This window comes from Rhizobium sp. 16-488-2b, assembly GCF_017741815.1.
Classification (GTDB): domain Bacteria; phylum Pseudomonadota; class Alphaproteobacteria; order Rhizobiales; family Rhizobiaceae; genus Rhizobium.
Map to the genome: position 1 here is coordinate 70,970 of NZ_JAGHMF010000023.1, position 16,935 is coordinate 87,904.

The window sequence follows — 16,935 nt, forward strand, 5'->3', positions numbered from 1 at the left end:
CACACCCTCAGTTTTCATCGATAGTCCTATACAGATAATCCTATACAAAAACGGCGCGGTTCTCACCGCGCCGTCCGCATTCTCACTCCGCCGCAATCGCCGGCGGATGCCGGTGATCCACCGCGTCATCGTCACCCGATGAAGCAGCCTCATCCTCCTTGCCCTTCGGCTCCTTGCCGAAGAACAGCGCATAAGCCGCCGGCAGCACCAGGATGGTCAGCACGGTGGCAACCAGGATGCCGCCCATCATGGCGTAGGCGAGCGGGCCCCAGAAGACGCCGCGCGAGATCGGGATCAGCGCAAGAACAGCCGTCAGCGCCGTCAGCATGATCGGGCGGAAACGGCGCACGGCCGCGCCGACGATCGCTTCCTGCCGGTGCATGCCCGCCTTGATGTCCTGGTCGATCTGGTCGATCAGGATGATCGAGTTGCGGATGATGATGCCGAGCAACGCGATGACGCCGAGGATCGCGACGAAGCCGAAGGGCGCGCCGGAGATCAAGAGGGCGGCTGCGGCACCGATGATCCCGAGCGGACCGGTCGCCAGCACCAGCATCGCCTTGCCGAAATGCTGCAGCTGCGCCATCAGAAGCAGCACGATCACCACAAGCATGATCGGCGCCTTGGCGGCGATCGAGGCCTGGCTTTCGGCTGAATCCTCGGCTCCGCCCTGGATCTCGACCTTGTAGCCGGCAGGCAGGCTGTCGCGCAGCGGCTGCAGATCGGCATACATCTTCATGACCACGTCGTTCGACTGCACGCCATCAGGCAGGGTTGCCCGCACGCTGATCGTCGGCAGGCGGTCGCGCCGCCATTCGATGCCCTGCTCGAGAACCGGCACCACCTTGGCGATCTGCGAGACCGGCACGAAGCCGCCGAAATCGGTGGGCACGTAGACCGAGTTGACGGCCGACAGCAGCGAGCGATTGGCTTCCGGTTCGCGGGCGACGATCGACACCGTCTCCTCGCCATCGCGGAAATCGTCGAGCGGCGCGCCGGACATCGCCGTCTGCAGCATCTGGCGGACGCGTTGCGAAGTGACACCAAGCGCACGGGCGCGATCCTGGTCGATCACCAGTTTCATCGCCGGCACCTGCTCCAGCCAGTCGTCGTGAATTGCGCCGAGCAGCGGATTTTCCTGGAACTTCGCCTTCACCTCGTCGGCGACCTTGCGGACTTCCTGGCGATCCGGACCCATGACGCGCATCTGCACCGGCCAGCCTGTCGGCGGACCGAGGAACAGGCGATCGACCTTGCCACGGATATCGGGGAAGTCTTCGGCGAGGATATCACGCAGCTTGACGATCAGCCGTTCGCGGGCCGGCTCGTCATTGGCCATGATCAGAAGCTGCGCGAAGTTCGGGTTCGGAAGCTGCTGGTCGAGCGGCAGGAAGAAGCGCGGCGCGCCCTCGCCGATATAGGTGGCGACGAACTTCTTGTCCTTGTCGTCCATGATCTTGGCTTCGAGCGCCTTCGATTGCGTCTCGACTTCCTTGATGCTGGTACCCTCTGGCAGCCAGAGATCGACGAGGATTTCGGGGCGCGAGGACTGCGGGAAGAAGTTCTGCGGAATGAACTGGAAGGCCCAGAGGCTGGTGGCGAAGGTCACCAGCGTCATGGCAACGACGATGATCCGGTGGCGCACCGCCCAGCCCACCGTCGACCGCAGCCGGCGATAGAAGCTGGTGTCGAAGGCATCATGATGCGCGCCGCCCGCATGCTGGCGCTGCTTCAGGATCATGTAGCCGAGCCACGGCGTGAAATAGACCGCGACGAACCACGAGACCACGAGCGCGATGCCGACGACATAAAACAGCGTGCGCACGTATTCCCCGGCCGTGGAGGCCGCGAAGCCAACCGGAATGAACCCGGCCGTGGTGATCAGCGTACCCGTCAGCATCGGGAAGGCGGTGGAGGAATAGGCGAAACTCGCCGCCTCGATCTTCACCAGCCCCTCTTCAAGCTTTCGCTCCATCAATTCGACCACGATCATCGCGTCGTCGACGAGCAGCCCAAGCGCGATGATCAACGCGCCCAGCGAAATACGCTGCAGGTCGATGCCAAGCTCGTACATGATGGCGAAAGTGGCGGCCAGCACCAGCGGAATGGCGATCGCGATGACGAGACCCGAACGCCAGCCGATCGACAGGAACGAGACGACGAGAACGATGGCCAGCGCTTCACCGAGCGCATGCATGAACTCGCTGACGGCGTCGGTGACGACATCCGGCTGGTTGGAGATCTGGTCGACTGACACGCCGTAGGGCAGCGATTCCTCGAAGCGCTTGTAGGTCGCTTCGACATCCTTGCCGACATCGGTGACCTTGTAGCCCTTGGCCATGACGACGCCGACCTGGACGCTCTCATGCCCATTGAAGCGGTACTTGCGCTGATAGGGATCTTCGAGACCGGAATAGACGGTGGCGATATCGCCGAGGCGCGTCACCTGGTTGCCGGCCTTGAGGCGGAGCTCGCGGATATCAGCGGCCTTGGTCACGTCGCCCTCGACGGCGATGCGCACCGAGCGCGTGCCCGTATCGACGGAGCCGGCGGGATCGACGCTGTTTTGGCCCTTGATGGCGTTCTGCAGGTCGACGATCGTCAGCCCGCGTTCGGCAAGCGCCTGCGAGGACACATCGATGAAGATCTTTTCCGGCTGATCGCCGATGATCACGGCCTTCTCGACGCCCGGCGTCGTCAACAGCATGTCGCGCGCCTGGATCGCGAATTTCTTCAGTTCCGGATAGCTGTAGCCATCGCCGCTAATCGATTGCAGCGTGATGAAGGTATCGCCGAATTCGTCGTTGAAATAGGGGCCGAGCAGGCCGGATGGCAGCTCGTTGGAGATATCGCCGACCTTCTTGCGCACCTGGTAGAAGGCGTCGGCGACATCAGCCCCGTTGGTATCGCCCTTGATCTGCAGCGTGATGACGGCCGAACCGGCGCGCGTGTAGGATTTCACCCAGTCGATATGCGGGGTTTCCTGCAGCTTGCGCTCGATCTTGTTGACCACCTGATCCTGCATTTCCTGGATCGAGGCGCCCGGCCACACGGCCTGCACGACCATAACGCGGAAGGTGAAATCGGGGTCTTCCTTCTGCCCCATCCGCATCAGCCCGAGCACGCCGGTGATGAGAATCAGGCCGAACAGGAAACGCGCGATGCTCGGATGGCCGATTGCCCAGCGCGACAGGTTGAAGGGCTTCTTCTCGGTGGTGGAGTTGTCCATTGTCCCGTTCCCTCTCCTGACCGCTTAGCGAACGACGTCGCCGGTCTCGGCCGCAGTTTCGGCGGATGCCGACTGCTGGCCCGGCAGCTTGACCTTGAGATTGTCGGTCATGAACTGCGTGCCGGCGGCAACCACGAGATCGCCGGTCTTCAGGCCGTCGGCAATATTGACGCCGTCACCGGTGAAATCGGCGATCGTGACGTCGCGGGCATGCACGGTCTGCTGGTCGCGATCGACCACCCAGACGATCTTCTTGCCATCCTTCTCGGCAAGTGCGGCGAGCGGGATGGCGACATAGGTGTTGGCGTTGCTGACACTGGCCTCGATCGTCGCCGTCATGCCGAGCAGGACGCGCTCGTCATGCGGCAGGCTCACCCGAACCGCGAATGTGCGCGACTGCGCATCCGCGCTACCGGAGACTTCACGCACCTTGCCATCGAGCACCAGCTTGGCCGAAGACCAGAAGCTCGCCTTGACCGTCTTGCCCGGCTTGAACTCCGCGATGTCGTTCTCAGGCACCGCGATCTGCACTTCCTTTTCGCCGTCCAGCGCGACAGTCGCAACCGGCGTGCCGGCGGCAACGACCGTGCCGGTATCGGCGCTGATCGCGGTGACGATGCCGCTCTGGTCGGCCTTCAGCTCCGCATAGCTCACCTGGTTTTTCGCCTGGTCGAGAGAGGAGCGAGCCGCGTCGCGCGTGGAGACTGCCTGGTCATAGCTGAGCGATGCCTGCTCGAGCTGCGACTTCGCCGTCACGCTCTTGTCGAACAGTTGCTGGGCGCGCTTGTTGGCGAGATCAGCCGTGCCGACCCCCTTTTCGGCCGCCGCCAGATTGGCTTCCGCCGTCTTCGTCGCGAGCTCGTAGTCGGTCGCGTCAATGCGCGCGATCACATCGCCCGGCTGGACACGGTCGCCGATATTCACGCGGCGCTCGGTGATCTTGCCGGCGACGCGGAAGCCGAGGTTCATCTCGACGCGCGCCTTCACCGCACCGGAATAATCGAGCGCGCGGGTCTCGCCGGCCTTGGCGATCTCCACGACCTTGACCGGCCGAAGGATCTCCTTGGTCTCCGCCTTCTTCTCCTCGCTGCAGCCCGAAAGCGCTAGCGAAACGGCGCCAAGGAGCGCGAAACTGGCAACGGACGGCAACTTGACTGTCTTCAGCGAAATCATCTTTCGCACTCCCGGTATGTTTGTGTGTTGAATTGTTGGCGGCCGTGCCGCCCGATTATCTCTTCAGAGCCCTGATGGAGAAGTCGATCAGCTCGTCCACCGTCGCTCGGTTGGTCTTGGCAAGACATTGCGCCACCATGATCGGGTGGCAGAGCGTCACCGTGGCGGCACCAAAGCAGCGCGACGCGGTGGTAGGATCCTGATCGACGAACTCGCCGGCCTCAATCCCCTCGCGGATCACCTCGGCCAGCAGGGCTTGAATGCTGTCGACATGCTTTTCGATGACATGCCAGTCGCGCTCGATGGCGACGACCACCATCTCATGCACCTTTTCCTGGTCAAGCATGGTCTCGACCGTCATTTGGTATTGCCCGCGCACGAAACGGCTGAGCCGCTCGGAAGCGCTGAGCGGCAGATGGCAGATCTCATAGGCCTGCTGGTAGCTCGCAGCCAGCATGCGCCCGCAGATCGCCTGGTGGATTTCAATTTTCGAGGAAAAGAAGCGATAGACATTGGCTGGCGACATTCCGAGATCGCGGGCGATATCGGCGACCGTTGTCTTGGCGTAGCCATAGTGACGAAACAGCCGCTCGGCCGCATCGAGAATGCGGGTCACATTCTCCTGTCTTGTCGCTTCGAGAATGCTTTCGGCGGTGTCGCTCATGATTTCTGCCGTGTTGATTTACGACTGACGAATTTCGATTTTCGTCAGTCGTAAGGCATCAGAAGGTGAAAGTCAATCTTTTACGTTGCGGGATTGGATAGGGTGGAGAGGTCTCTCTGATCGAAAAGTCCCCTCCCCAACCCCTCCCCACAAGGGGGAGGGGCTAACTCGCGGTATCCGTCTACCCCGCTCTTTTGTCGGTGATGTTGATCGGTTGCAGTTATGGGCAGCACATCGCATCCAGCAAGCCCCTCCCCCTTGTGGGGAGGGGTTGGGGAGGGGTCTTCACCACACCCACAAATAAAAAATGCCGCGGCACAAAGCACCGCGGCATCTCAAACAATCGATAAATACCAGCTTACGCGAGCTGCGCATCCAGCGTGATCGGCACCGCGGCCAGCGCCTTGGAAACCGGGCAACCGGCCTTGGCCTTGCCGGCGAGTTCGATGAAGGTCTTCTCGTCGCAGTTCGGAACCGTGCCGCGCAGCGTCAGGAGGATGGCGCTGATCGCGAAGCCACCCTCGACGCTCTCGAGCGTCACCTTCGCCGTCGTTTCCATGCTGGTTGCCGTAAAGCCGGCCTCGCCGAGGATCAGCGACAGCGCCATGGTGAAGCAGCCGGCATGGGCGGCGCCGATCAGTTCTTCGGGATTGGTGCCCGGGAGACCTTCAAAACGGCTGGCAAAGCCATAAGGGTAGGATTTGAGCGCGCCGCTCTGCGTCGAGATCTGACCCTTGCCGTCCTTGATGCCGCCCGACCACTGTGCGGAACCTGTGCGATTGATCTGCATGCCGTTCTCCTGTTGGACTGAGTGTTTTCTAACGCAGCGACCCGCCGCGTCATCCGGTCAAGAGGCGCGAAAACCCCTTCGCCCGAGCATATAAGTCTCTAATCCAGGAAGGCGACAGTCTTGTAAAATTTGATTGCGCCGGTACTGCGCTGATCAGCGGATCGTGCCCGCCGTCTCCAGCGTGAAGAGCTCCTGCGGCCGCTGCACGCCCCGCAGCGCGTAGCGCCCGACACAGGCCAGCGCGCCACGCTCGGCTTCAGGAACGGCGGCGGCGAAATCGGACGACATCAACACGTTGAAATCGACGGACCGGCAAAGCGAGGCGATGCGGCTGACCTCGTTGACGGCAGGGCCGATGACCGTGAAGTCGAGCCGCTCCTGGCTGCCGATGTTGCCATAGAACACGTCGCCGATATGGAGGCCGATATAGACGTCGGTGGTCGGCCGCTCCTCGAAGGCGCGCTCGTTGTTCAGCGTCACCAGTCTCTCGTGCAACACCCGTTCGGCCTTCAGTGCCGCAGAACAGGCATCGGCCGGCGCGTCGGCCTTGAAGATCGCCAGCACCCCGTCGCCGATCAGCTTCAGCACATTACCGCCGGCCTCATGCACCGCCGTGATGACAAGGTCGCTATAGGCGTTCAGCATCGGCAGGATTTCCTCCGGCGAGGCGCTGTCGGAGATCTTCGTGTAGTTCACCAGATCCGAGAACCAGAGCACCGCCGAAATCCGCTCCGACTTGCCCCGGCTGATCTTGCCATCCAGCACCTGGCGCGCCGCATCCTCGCCGAGATAGACCTCGGCGATGGTGCGGGCGATGCGCCCGAGCCCGATACACTTGATCGCCAGCGCCAGCACCGGCGCCAGCTTGCGCAGCACCATCATGTGATGATCGGAAAACCCTTCCTGATGGCGCGTGGCGAAATGCACGAAGAAGCAATCCATCTCGCCGATCGTGCCGGCCTTGTCGAACTTGCGCACCATCGCGACGAAATCGGTATGCCCTTCCGCCTGCATCGTATCCAGCATGTAGAAATCGGCCGGATCACCGAACGCCAGCCGCCGGCGAACCTCGTTCTCGGGGCCCGTCCAGAGATGGTAGAAGGCCGAGCGATGCCAGTTTTCCAGCGAGTTCCCATCGCCGCCCATCGGGCCATAAGCAAACTCGGGCTCGACATCCTGCTCGCTATCCCAGCGAAAGGCGCGCCCCTCATGCACCGGGTGCAGCGTATCCATCAGCGCCAGGCTGCGGTCGAGCGGAAGGCCAAGCCTGCGGCAGGTATCGCAGAAGCCGGTCAGCAACTCGGTTTCAGTCGCACCATTCAGCCCCTGCTCCGTCAGCCACGTCGCAACCGTACCGATATCACTGTATTCCATGCCATAGTCACCTTGTCTGATACGCAAGCCTTATCGTGATTTGACGACCGACGGAACGGCAAAGCTGACAAACGTCATGTCCCGCCGCGATCTCACACCGGCATATTGTAAGGTGTGATGATTTCCACCGCCGACAAGGATGCCGGCGCGATACGTCCGGAAACACCACGGCTCATCACAGCGCGGAACGCCGTACGCGCATCGGAGCGCAGGTCGTGATGCAGCACGAAGCCGATCTTGCCGGCTTTCAAGAGCGCGCGGTTATCGGCATCGAGATCATGTGCGACGAACGCCCGGATCGGCCGCCCCGCCGCCTCGAAGGCCGCCAGCACCGCGCGATTTCCACCGCCGATCGAATAGACCGCGTCGATCGTCTCGTCGGCCGCGATCGCCCGCGCCGCCAGAATGCCGGTCGCCGCGTCCGTTCCGTGCCCTTCGCTGATCTCGGTAATGCCGATCTCACGGTATCGCTCGCGAATGATGCGGCGAAAGCCGATCTCGCGCTCCTCCTCGCCGCGGAACCGACCGCTCGACAGCGTCACCAGCACCCGTCCCGGAGCGCCGGCAAACCGCTCGCCGATCAGATAGGCGGCGGTCTCGCCCGCTGCCCGGTTATCCGCTCCCGCATAGGCGATCCGCGCCGAATTGGGCAGATCGGTCACCAGCGTCACCACGGGAATGCCCGCCTCCTCCAGCCGCGACACGGCGGCGTCGACCTCTGGCACATCGGGCGCCTTGAGCACGACGGCCTTGGTGCCGCGCAGCCGTATCCGGTCGAGAAGCTGGACGATTTCCGCCGGCTTCATTACCTCGGCGAAGTGAAAGCGGCAGCGAAACACCGTCGGCAGAAAGGTCGCGACTTCAGCCTCGAAGGCGGCGCGGACCGTCGTGCTGAAGCGCTCCGGCGTCTCCATCACGATATCGATCGCGATCGTCCGCCCGCCGGCGGCCACCTCCGTCTGCTGCTTCTCGAGCTCCGCGATCGCCGCCCGCACCCGCAGCTCCGTCTGCCGCCGCACACCCGGCCGGCCGTTCAACACCCGGTCCACGGTCGCGGTGCTCAAGCCCGCCTGAAAGGCGATATCCTTGACGAGAAAGACATGCGCCATGCGGTGAGGCTCCGATCCAATCTGATGTATTTTTGATGGATTCCTGATCTATCACAGCCCTCGCCGCGCCGTATAGTGCCTTCATCAGGAATGGAGGAGCATCTGATGAAAACCGACAATCTGCAGAAGCTGCGCGCCGACCGCGTCTGGCTCACCGAGGATGCCTGCGATCTCGACGATTTCCGGGCGCTGGCCGAAAAGACGACATCGCTCGCCGATTATCCGAATGCAGCCGCCGTAGAGAAAAACGTGCTGATCTACGACAGCCGCAATGTCAGGGCTGTCATCGCGGATCCTGAAGGCAAGCGCGCGCTGTTGGCCGAGATCTGCGAAGCCTTCGCCGAAGGCCCCGGTGTCGTCGTCTTCACCGGCGCCTATGAGGACACGGGTATCATCGACCGCGCCAGCAAGATCTTCGACGACATCATTACCGAGCAGCACCGCACGTCGACGGGCGGCGGCGATCACTTCGCCAAGGCCGGCGCCAACGACCGCATCTGGAACTCGCTCGAAAAGCACTGCCTCGCCGACCCCGACAATTTCGCCGAATACTACGCCAACCCGATCGTGGCGCTGGCAAGCCAGGCATGGCTCGGCCCGAGCTACCAGATGACTGCGCAGGTCAACCGCGTGAACCCCGGTGGCGCCGCCCAATCCGCGCACCGCGATTATCACCTCGGCTTCCAGTCCTCTCAGGTGATCGAGCAGTTCCCCGTCCACGTCCACAGGCTCTCGCCGGTGCTGACGCTGCAGGGCGCGGTCGCTCATTGCGACATGCCGCTCGAAAGCGGACCGACACTCTTCCTGCCGAACAGCCAGACCTATGTGCCGGGATATCTGGCGCTCAAGCGCCAGGAATTCCGCGGCTATTTCGAGAAGAACCACGTGCAGCTGCCGCTGAAGAAGGGCGACGTCGTCTTCTTCAACCCGGCGCTCTTCCATGCCGCCGGCACCAACCGCTCGGCCGATATCAAGCGCGTCGCCAACCTGCTGCAGGTCTCCTCCGCCTTCGGCCGCGCCATGGAAACGGTCGATCGGCAGCGCATGAGCGCCACCCTCTTCCCGGCGCTGAAGCGACTGTCCGACACGCTCTCGCAATCACAAATCGCCAATGCGGTGGCCGCCTGCGCCGAGGGCTACTCCTTCCCCACCAACCTCGACCGCGACCCACCGCTCGGCGGCCTCGCACCGAAGACACAGGCGCAGCTGATGCACGAGGCACTGGCGGCGGGCTGGAGCGACGAGATGTTCGCGGAGGTGCTGGCGAAACAGGCGGAGAAAAAGCTGAGCTGAGCACGCAGCACGGCATTCAATAACGACAACGACAAAAGGCCTCTCGCATCGCGAGGGGCCATTCGCGCATCATCAGTCAGATATCATAGGGAGGAACATATATGAGCACAGACCACAGCCGCCTCGACGGCAAGATCGCCATCGTCACCGGCGGCACGCAGGGCCTCGGCGCCACCATCGCCCGGCTGTTTGCCGAGCGCGGCGCCAAGGGCATCGTCATCTGCGGCCGCAACGCCGACAAGGGCCGCGCGAAGGCCGAGGAGATCTCAAGCGCGACCGGCGCCGAGGTGGTCTATGTCCAGGCCGATCTCTCCAAGGTGGAGGATGCCAGCAAGGTCGTGCAGGCCTGCGACACGGCTTTCGGTCGCGTCGATGCGCTGGTCAACGCCGCCGCCACCACCGATCGCGGCACCATTCTCGACACCAGCCCCGAACTCTTCGACACCATGTTCGCGATCAACGTGCGCGCGCCCTTCTTCCTGATCCAGGAAAGCGTGAAAATCATGCGCCGCGAAAACACCGAGGGCACGATCGTCAATATCGGCTCGATGTCGGCCAAGGCGGGCCAGCCCTTCATCGCCGCCTATTGCGCCTCCAAGGGCGCGCTGGAAACGCTGACCAAGAACACCGCCTATGCGCTGCTGCGCAACCGCATCCGCGTCAACGGATTGAACATCGGCTGGATGGCCTCGGAAGGCGAGGACCGTATCCAGCGCGAATTCCACGGCGCCGCCGCCAACTGGCTGGACGAAGCCGCCGCCGCCCAGCCCTTCGGCCGTCTTGTCGACCCCGAGGAAGTGGCCCGCGCCTGCGCCTACCTTTCATCGCCGGAATCCGGCCTGATGACCGGCTCGATGATCTGTTTCGACCAATCGATCTGGGGCGCCTACGACGGCTCGCCGCACCCGCAGGCCCCGCTCTGAAAAATTGCCAAAGCCAAAAATGCCGGAGCCTCGGCCTTTTGCGCGGCCGGGCTCTGGCACGTCGCTTCGTTTACGTTTACGAAGGAGATCAAATCGCTTTGGGAGGAGCAGCCTGTGTCGCAAGATGCGCTTTATGACATCAGAGATGATCGTTTCAATCGCCTGATCGCGGGCAGCGCCAGACTGGAAGAACTCTATTCCGGATGCCGCTGGGCCGAGGGTCCCGTCTGGTTCTCCGATCTCAACTGCCTGCTCTGGAGCGACATCCCCAACGAGCGCATCATGCGCTGGGTGCCCGATGGGGGCGCCTCGGTCTTCCGCTCCCCGTCCAACTATGTCAACGGCAACACCCGCGATCGCCAGGGCCGGCTGGTATCCTGCGAACATGGCGGCCGCCGCGTGACCCGCACCGAGGCGGATGGCCGCATCACCGTGCTTGCCGATCGCTACAAGGGCAAGCGGCTCAATTCGCCCAACGACGTCGTCGTCCGCTCCGACGGCTCCATCTGGTTCACCGATCCCAGCTACGGCATCATGTCCGATTATGAAGGCCACAAGGCCGAGCCCGAGCAGGAAACCAGAAACGTCTACCGCATCGATGCCGGAACCGGCGAAATCGAAGCGGTCGCCACCGACTTCATCCAGCCCAACGGCCTCGCCTTCTCGCCGGATGAAAAGCAGCTCTACATCGCCGATTCAGGCTCCTCGAACCACGAGGTGCCCCGCCATATCCGCGTCTTCGACGTCGTCGACGACCGCAAGCTGACCAACAGCCGCTACTTCTGCTCGATCGACAACGGCGTGCCCGATGGCTTCCGTTTCGACGTTGCCGGCAATCTCTGGAGCAGTGCCGCCGACGGCGTTCACTGCTTCGCGCCAGACGGCACCCTTCTCGGGAAGATCAAGGTTCCGCAGACGGTCTCCAACATCACCTTCGGCGGCCAGAAGAAAAACCGCCTGTTCATAACCGCGACGCAATCGGTCTACGCCATTTACACGACGACCAACGGCGCCCAGTACCCGTAAGCCAAAACTGACATTGAACGCGTAGTCGAGACCGCTTGTGGCGCCTCGCTGCGCCTCCGTCCCCGATACCGTTACTGCCGTGAGAAACTGACATGCGTTCCATCGTTCCCTATAACGAATCCTGGGCTTTCCATGAGGGTGCCGGCCAGCATCTGCTGCGCGATTTCGACGGCCGCTTCATCGTCAACCTGCCGCATACGGCGGTCGAACTCCCGTTCAACTATTTTGATGAAGCGAGCTACCAGCGCGCTTTCACCTATCAGAAACTGCTGCGCTGGATGCCGGAATTCGAGGGCCGCGAGGTCTCGCTGGTGTTCGACGCCGCCATGGCCGACGCCGTGGTCTATCTGAACGGCGAGGAGATCATCGCCCACAAGGATGGCTACACGCCCTTCGAGGCGCGCCTGACCAACGGCCTGCAACGCGGCGACAACCTGATATCAGTCACCATCGACGGCAGCGAGAACCCCGCCATCCCGCCCTTCGGCGGCGCGATCGATTACCTGACTTACGCCGGCATCTACCGCGAGGTCTGGCTGAAGGTCACCGATCCCGTCTCGATCCAAAACGTCAAGATCGAGACCACGGATGTGCTTTCGGAAGAAAAGTCCGCTTCCGTCCGTGTCCATCTCTCCAACCCTCGCAACGTGCCCTTCCTGGGAACGCTGACGGCCTCGCTCGCCGATATCGATGGCAATGTGCTGGCCACCGCGTCAGCGGACACGACCGGCGACGACGCGACGCTTGATTTCAGCGGCCTCACCGGTATTGCACTCTGGGATATCGACAATCCGGAACTCTACCAGATGACGGTGGAGCTCAAGACCAGCCATGGTTCGGACAGGTTGACGACCAGCTTCGGTTTCCGCACGGCCGAATTCACCCCCGAGGGCTTCCGGCTGAACGGCCGGCCGCTGAAGCTGCGCGGCCTAAACCGCCACCAGTCCTTCCCCTATGTCGGCTACGCCGCCGGACGCTCCGCCCAGGAACGCGACGCCGACATCATGAAGTCCATGCTGAAGTGCAACATGGTCCGCACCTCGCACTATCCGCAATCGAAGTGGTTTCTCGATCGCTGCGACAAGATCGGCCTGCTCGTGTTCGAGGAAATCCCCGGCTGGCAGCACATCGGCGACCAGGAATGGCAGCATGAATCCATCCGCAACGTCCGCCGGATGATCGAGCGCGACTGGAACCATCCCTCGATCGTCATCTGGGGCGTGCGCATCAACGAGAGCCAGGACAGCCACCACTTCTACGCCGAGACCAACCGGCTTGCCCGCGAGCTCGATCCTACCCGTCCGACCGGCGGCGTTCGCTACATCACCGATAGCGAGCTGCTCGAGGACGTCTACACGATGAACGACTTCATCCTCGGCAACGAGGAGCTGCCCGGCGCCAACCGCCCGCGCACGCCGCTGCGCCCGCAGCAGGAAAGCACCGGCCTTTCCTACAAGGTGCCATATATGATCACCGAATTCGGTGGTCACATGTACCCGACCAAGATCTACGACCAGGAAGCGCGCCAGGCCGAACATGTCCGCCGCCACCTGGAAGTGCTGAACGCCGCCTATGGCGATCCCGACATAGCGGGCGCCATCGGCTGGTGCATGTTCGACTACAACACCCACAAGGATTTCGGCTCCGGCGACCGCATCTGCTACCACGGCGTCATGGACATGTTCCGCGAACCGAAATTCGCCGCTTACGCTTATGCCAGCCAGTGTGAACCTTCCGAAGAGGTGATCATGAAGCCGGTGACCTTCTGGGCACGCGGCGAGCGCAACATCGGCGGCGTGCTCCCGTTGATCGTGCTGACGAATTGCGACGAGGTCGAGCTGGCCTATGGCTCGGTGACCAAGCGCGTCGGCCCCGACTACGAGAACTTCCCGCACCTGCCGCATCCGCCTGTGGTCTTCGACCACCGCCACTTCACCGCCGACGAACTCGGCATATGGGGCCAGAAGTGGATCGACGGCAGCTTCACCGGCTATGTCGACGGCGCGCTCGTGGCAAAGCTGACGCTGGTCGCCGATCCTTTGCCGACGACGCTGCAGGTGGTGGCCGACAGTACCCGGCTGAAGGCACGCGAACGCGACACCACCCGTGTCGTGTTGCGCGCGCTCGACCAGCAAGGCCAGCGCCTGCCCTTCCTGAACGAAGTGGTGACGATATCTCTCACCGGCCCGGCAAAGATCGTCGGCCCCAGCACCATCCCGCTCCAGGGCGGCACGGCCGGTCTCTGGATCGAGACCACGGGCCTGACCGGCGAGATCACGCTTGCGGCCACCTGCCCTCGCTTTGGTAAAGTCACGCTGACGCTCGCCGCCGTGTGACGGCGGCCACAGCCCTGGTCTTCACAGGCCAGGGCTCGATGCGCTCCCATCGCGCTCAGACGGGCGTCACCGACCGCACGCTGCCGTTGTTGTCGACGATGCAGGAGTATTTTTTACCCCCGGCGTCGAGATCAACGGCGAACGTCCCGTCAGGCTGCAGCCGAGAGCCTGTCGGCAGAACCTTGACACCGGCTCCGGCGCTGCTCGTCACCGCATTGGCGCAAAGCAACTGCAGATCGGCCGGCGCCGTCATCAGCGTTGTGCGCGCCATGGCTTCTGGTGGCGGCGGTGCCGGTGTGCAGGCGCCCAACGATAACAGTCCCGCCAGGCCCAGAAGAGCCCGACCGCCTCGCTTCAATTCGTCTCTCGACATCTGTCCCCTCCAGACGTTGATAAATTCTGGCCTGATCAATCCCCGGTCAATGCCGGCGCCGTCGATCAGATACCCTTGTAGAGTGCAGCCCCCTGCATGAGCACGATGACCTTGGCACCGATCTGCACCCGCGAATGCAGATCCGTCACGTCGTCATTGTTGAGCCTGATGCACCCGGACGATACATCGAGGCCGATCGTCCAGGGCTCGGCCGTGCCGTGGATGCGGTAGATCGTGTCCTGGTCGCCGGCATAGAGATAAAGCGCGCGTGCCCCGAGCGGGTTTTCCGGCCCGCCGGGCATGCCGGCCGCCCATTTGGCCGCATTGGCATCGCGCGCCACCATTTCGGCGGGCGGCGTCCATACCGGCCATTCGGCCGTGCGCCCGACCCGCACGATCCCCGCCCAGCCGAACCCATCGCGGCCGACGCCGATACCGTAACGGATCGCCTGTCCGCCCGGTTGCACGAGGTAGAGAAAATGCTGGTTGCCATCGATGATGATCGTCCCGGGCGGCTCCGCGGTCCGGAACGTCACGATCTGCCTGCGAAAGGCTTCCGGCGATTGCTTGTTGCGCGCGTAATATTGCCGGGCCTTCTTGCTGTCATAATCGACCCATGTCCGCGTCTTGGCGTCATAGATCTGCGTCTGCGCCAGCACGATGACGGGCGCCAGCAACACTGCCGCCACCGCAAAAGGCAACCCCTTGCGCAAGCGCCGGGTTACCCAACCGAACGCCGCACCGCATGTTGCCACAGAAGAAGACCGCGCCCTCATGGCTTCGCCCACCCATCGATCCGCGCCGCGTTGCGCTCCACCCACGCCTTGGCATAGCCGAGCGGCGCCTGCCGCTCCACCTCGAGCGCATAGCTCATCGCCGTCGCCTCCTCCGGCGTCAGATCGACCTTTTCGAGGAAGGCCGCGATCTTGGGGTGCTTGCTGGCAAGCGCTGTTGAATAGGCGATACGGAAGGTCGCCGTGTCCCAGGCCGTCGAGGCCGACGACTTCTTGATCCACAGCGGATCGGTCGCGCTCACCAACGACCATTTGGCCGCATCATGCTTTGGTTCTTCAAGCCGGACGATCTTGTGCAGGCCGAAGACGAAATGCGGCGCATAGCATGCGAACACCACCGGCTGGCCGGTCGCGACCGCGGCGTCGATGCCGGCCATCGCCACCTCTTCCTCGGCCTCCACGAGCGTCATCGTCTTGGCGTAACCATAGCTGTTCGCCCTGACGCGCTCGATCCCCGTCGACGACCATGTCGGCGCGCCGATCCACATCTCCCCCTTGCCGTCGCCATCCGTATCGAGAAGACTGGTCTTTTCGGGGTCGCTGAGATCGGTGATATCAGTGATCCCCTTCTCGGCCGCTTCAGGCGTCGCGCAGATGCCCTGCCACGCCGGAACCGTATGCTTGGCCAGAACGACCACACCCTTCTCGGTCACGAATTTTTCGATGACATCGGCGAGATTGGGCTGCCAGACTTCCGGGTGGATGTCGACGCTCCCCTTCTCCAGCCCCGCAAAGGCGTTGAGCGTGCCCATTTCCTGGACAAGAGCAGGCTGCTTGAATTCTTTCTCGATCGCGACCTTGAGAATAAAGGCCGTAGCCTGACCGGAGGGCCAGTTCGGCATGGCGATCTTGAGGTCATCCGCAAGAACGGGCGTCCCAGCCCCCAATACGGACAATAAAACGACGAACACGCCGCAACCGGCACCATCTCTCACAATGTTCCCCCTCGGCAGACACTGATCGGATCGCATGCTGATATTTCAACGCCAGGATGCAGAAGCGGGCGCAGTTAGTCAAGCGTAGAGTGTTTTAGAAAAGACAGATCAACGCTGCAGGCCAGACGCCCATGCACCGACCCGCGACGCCATCGCCTGCATATGATCCGCCGCCGAGAAGCCGGAGAGAGCCTTGCGCGGCTTCAGGTCGTGGTCGCCATCCTCGAGCCAGAAGATCTCGATCGCGGGCGAAAGCGCATAGCCCGCGACTTCCTCGCGCGTCCCGAATGCATCCCGCGTCCCTTGGCAGATCAGTGTCGGCGTCTCGATTGCGGTCAGATGCGCCGTGCGCAATTGCGTCGGCTTTCCCATCGGATGAAACGGATAGCCGAGGCACAGCAATCCCACGATATCGCCCGAGCGATAGAGATCATCGGCAACCATGCTGGCAATCCGCCCACCCATCGACTTGCCGCCGATGACAAGCGGACCGCTGGCTTCAAGGTCGCGCACCGCCGCCAGATATTCAGGGATCAAGGTCTCCGCCTTGGGTGGCGGCGGACGCCGATCGGACAGCCGCCGCTCGGCCATGTAACCGAACTCGAACCGAGCGACCCGCATTCCAGCCGCAGCCAGAGCCTCGGAAAACCGCTCCATACCCGCCGAATCCATGGCACCGCCGGCACCATGCGCGAGAAGGATCGTCACTGGGGCATTGTCGGGACCGGAAAACAGGAAAGACTTGCTGCTGTCTTATTACAGGATAAGTCCGCAAGCCGACAGGGCTTAGGTTTAGTGTGTGTTTTGGGAAAGAAGATTGGTTGCGGGGGCAGGATTTGAACCTGCGGCCTTCAGGTTATGAGCCTGACGAGCTACCGGGCTGCTCCACCCCGCGCCAGCGTAAATCCCTTTGGGA

The 16,935-nt window shown here is 62.8% G+C and carries 14 protein-coding genes and 1 tRNA gene; 4 read left to right on the plus strand and 11 right to left on the minus strand.

All coding sequences use genetic code 11. From position 1 onward, the window contains the following. Nucleotides 1-82: 82 nt before the first annotated feature. From J5286_RS19555 to J5286_RS19580, 6 genes are all read right to left on the minus strand, one after another. A complete protein-coding gene (locus J5286_RS19555) occupies nucleotides 83-3,229 on the minus strand; it encodes an efflux RND transporter permease subunit (protein ID WP_209191777.1) in 3,147 nt (1,048 codons plus the stop codon). Nucleotides 3,230-3,253: 24 nt separating this feature from the next. After that, the gene (locus tag J5286_RS19560) at nucleotides 3,254-4,402 is read right to left on the minus strand and encodes an efflux RND transporter periplasmic adaptor subunit (protein ID WP_209191778.1); all 1,149 of its coding nucleotides are present in this window, start codon (nucleotides 4,400-4,402) and stop codon (nucleotides 3,254-3,256) included. A 55-nt stretch (nucleotides 4,403-4,457) separates the two neighbouring features. Then, on the minus strand, nucleotides 4,458-5,066 hold the full coding sequence (locus J5286_RS19565) for a TetR/AcrR family transcriptional regulator (RefSeq protein ID WP_209191779.1): 609 nt from the start codon (nucleotides 5,064-5,066) through the stop codon (nucleotides 4,458-4,460). Nucleotides 5,067-5,424: 358 nt separating this feature from the next. Then, nucleotides 5,425-5,856 (minus strand): OsmC family protein, encoded by a 432-nt coding sequence (locus J5286_RS19570; protein ID WP_018902456.1) that lies wholly within the window; start codon nucleotides 5,854-5,856, stop codon nucleotides 5,425-5,427. Between the two features lie 153 nt (nucleotides 5,857-6,009). Next, on the minus strand, nucleotides 6,010-7,230 hold the full coding sequence (locus J5286_RS19575) for an adenylate/guanylate cyclase domain-containing protein (RefSeq protein ID WP_209191780.1): 1,221 nt from the start codon (nucleotides 7,228-7,230) through the stop codon (nucleotides 6,010-6,012). 92 nt (nucleotides 7,231-7,322) lie between these two features. Continuing rightward, nucleotides 7,323-8,339: a LacI family DNA-binding transcriptional regulator gene (locus tag J5286_RS19580; RefSeq protein WP_209191781.1), complete on the minus strand. Its 1,017-nt coding sequence runs from the start codon at nucleotides 8,337-8,339 to the stop codon at nucleotides 7,323-7,325. A gap of 105 nt (nucleotides 8,340-8,444) precedes the next feature. Here J5286_RS19580 and J5286_RS19585 point away from each other — a divergent pair, with 105 nt between their 5' ends. From J5286_RS19585 to J5286_RS19600, 4 genes are all read left to right on the plus strand, one after another. Continuing rightward, a complete protein-coding gene (locus J5286_RS19585; RefSeq protein WP_209191782.1) occupies nucleotides 8,445-9,632 on the plus strand; it encodes a phytanoyl-CoA dioxygenase family protein in 1,188 nt (395 codons plus the stop codon). 101 nt (nucleotides 9,633-9,733) lie between these two features. Next, nucleotides 9,734-10,555: an SDR family oxidoreductase gene (locus tag J5286_RS19590; RefSeq protein ID WP_209191783.1), complete on the plus strand. Its 822-nt coding sequence runs from the start codon at nucleotides 9,734-9,736 to the stop codon at nucleotides 10,553-10,555. A 114-nt stretch (nucleotides 10,556-10,669) separates the two neighbouring features. Next, entirely contained in the window at nucleotides 10,670-11,581 is a 912-nt protein-coding gene (locus J5286_RS19595) for an SMP-30/gluconolactonase/LRE family protein (RefSeq protein WP_209191784.1), read from the plus strand. Nucleotides 11,582-11,673: 92 nt separating this feature from the next. Further along, the gene (locus tag J5286_RS19600) at nucleotides 11,674-13,917 is read left to right on the plus strand and encodes a glycoside hydrolase family 2 protein (RefSeq protein ID WP_209191785.1); all 2,244 of its coding nucleotides are present in this window, start codon (nucleotides 11,674-11,676) and stop codon (nucleotides 13,915-13,917) included. A 55-nt stretch (nucleotides 13,918-13,972) separates the two neighbouring features. On the opposite strand, the gene J5286_RS19605 is transcribed toward J5286_RS19600, so the two are convergent. From J5286_RS19605 to J5286_RS19625, 5 genes are all read right to left on the minus strand, one after another. Then, the gene (locus J5286_RS19605) at nucleotides 13,973-14,290 is read right to left on the minus strand and encodes a hypothetical protein (protein WP_449090065.1); all 318 of its coding nucleotides are present in this window, start codon (nucleotides 14,288-14,290) and stop codon (nucleotides 13,973-13,975) included. 65 nt (nucleotides 14,291-14,355) lie between these two features. Next, entirely contained in the window at nucleotides 14,356-15,003 is a 648-nt protein-coding gene (locus J5286_RS19610; RefSeq protein WP_209191786.1) for a L,D-transpeptidase, read from the minus strand. A 59-nt stretch (nucleotides 15,004-15,062) separates the two neighbouring features. Beyond that, a complete protein-coding gene (locus J5286_RS19615) occupies nucleotides 15,063-15,980 on the minus strand; it encodes an ABC transporter substrate-binding protein (protein ID WP_209191790.1) in 918 nt (305 codons plus the stop codon). Nucleotides 15,981-16,127: 147 nt separating this feature from the next. Further along, nucleotides 16,128-16,727, minus strand: a complete 600-nt coding sequence (locus J5286_RS19620; protein WP_348529277.1) for an alpha/beta family hydrolase — start codon at nucleotides 16,725-16,727, stop codon at nucleotides 16,128-16,130. Nucleotides 16,728-16,837: 110 nt separating this feature from the next. Further along, nucleotides 16,838-16,914 (minus strand) — tRNA-Met (locus tag J5286_RS19625). Nucleotides 16,915-16,935: the final 21 nt, after the last annotated feature.

Excerpts from the sequence above, each read along its gene's own strand:
- J5286_RS19590 (WP_209191783.1), top strand. The coding sequence starts at position 9,734 with ATGAGCACAGACCACAGCCGCCTCGACGGCAAGATCGCCATCGTCACC.
- J5286_RS19560 (WP_209191778.1), bottom strand. The coding sequence starts at position 4,402 with ATGATTTCGCTGAAGACAGTCAAGTTGCCGTCCGTTGCCAGTTTCGCG.
- J5286_RS19605 (WP_449090065.1), bottom strand. The coding sequence starts at position 14,290 with ATGTCGAGAGACGAATTGAAGCGAGGCGGTCGGGCTCTTCTGGGCCTG.
- J5286_RS19575 (WP_209191780.1), bottom strand. The coding sequence starts at position 7,230 with ATGGAATACAGTGATATCGGTACGGTTGCGACGTGGCTGACGGAGCAG.
- J5286_RS19580 (WP_209191781.1), bottom strand. The coding sequence starts at position 8,339 with ATGGCGCATGTCTTTCTCGTCAAGGATATCGCCTTTCAGGCGGGCTTG.
- J5286_RS19555 (WP_209191777.1), bottom strand. The coding sequence starts at position 3,229 with ATGGACAACTCCACCACCGAGAAGAAGCCCTTCAACCTGTCGCGCTGG.
- J5286_RS19600 (WP_209191785.1), top strand. The coding sequence starts at position 11,674 with ATGCGTTCCATCGTTCCCTATAACGAATCCTGGGCTTTCCATGAGGGT.
- J5286_RS19570 (WP_018902456.1), bottom strand. The coding sequence starts at position 5,856 with ATGCAGATCAATCGCACAGGTTCCGCACAGTGGTCGGGCGGCATCAAG.
- J5286_RS19585 (WP_209191782.1), top strand. The coding sequence starts at position 8,445 with ATGAAAACCGACAATCTGCAGAAGCTGCGCGCCGACCGCGTCTGGCTC.
- J5286_RS19565 (WP_209191779.1), bottom strand. The coding sequence starts at position 5,066 with ATGAGCGACACCGCCGAAAGCATTCTCGAAGCGACAAGACAGGAGAAT.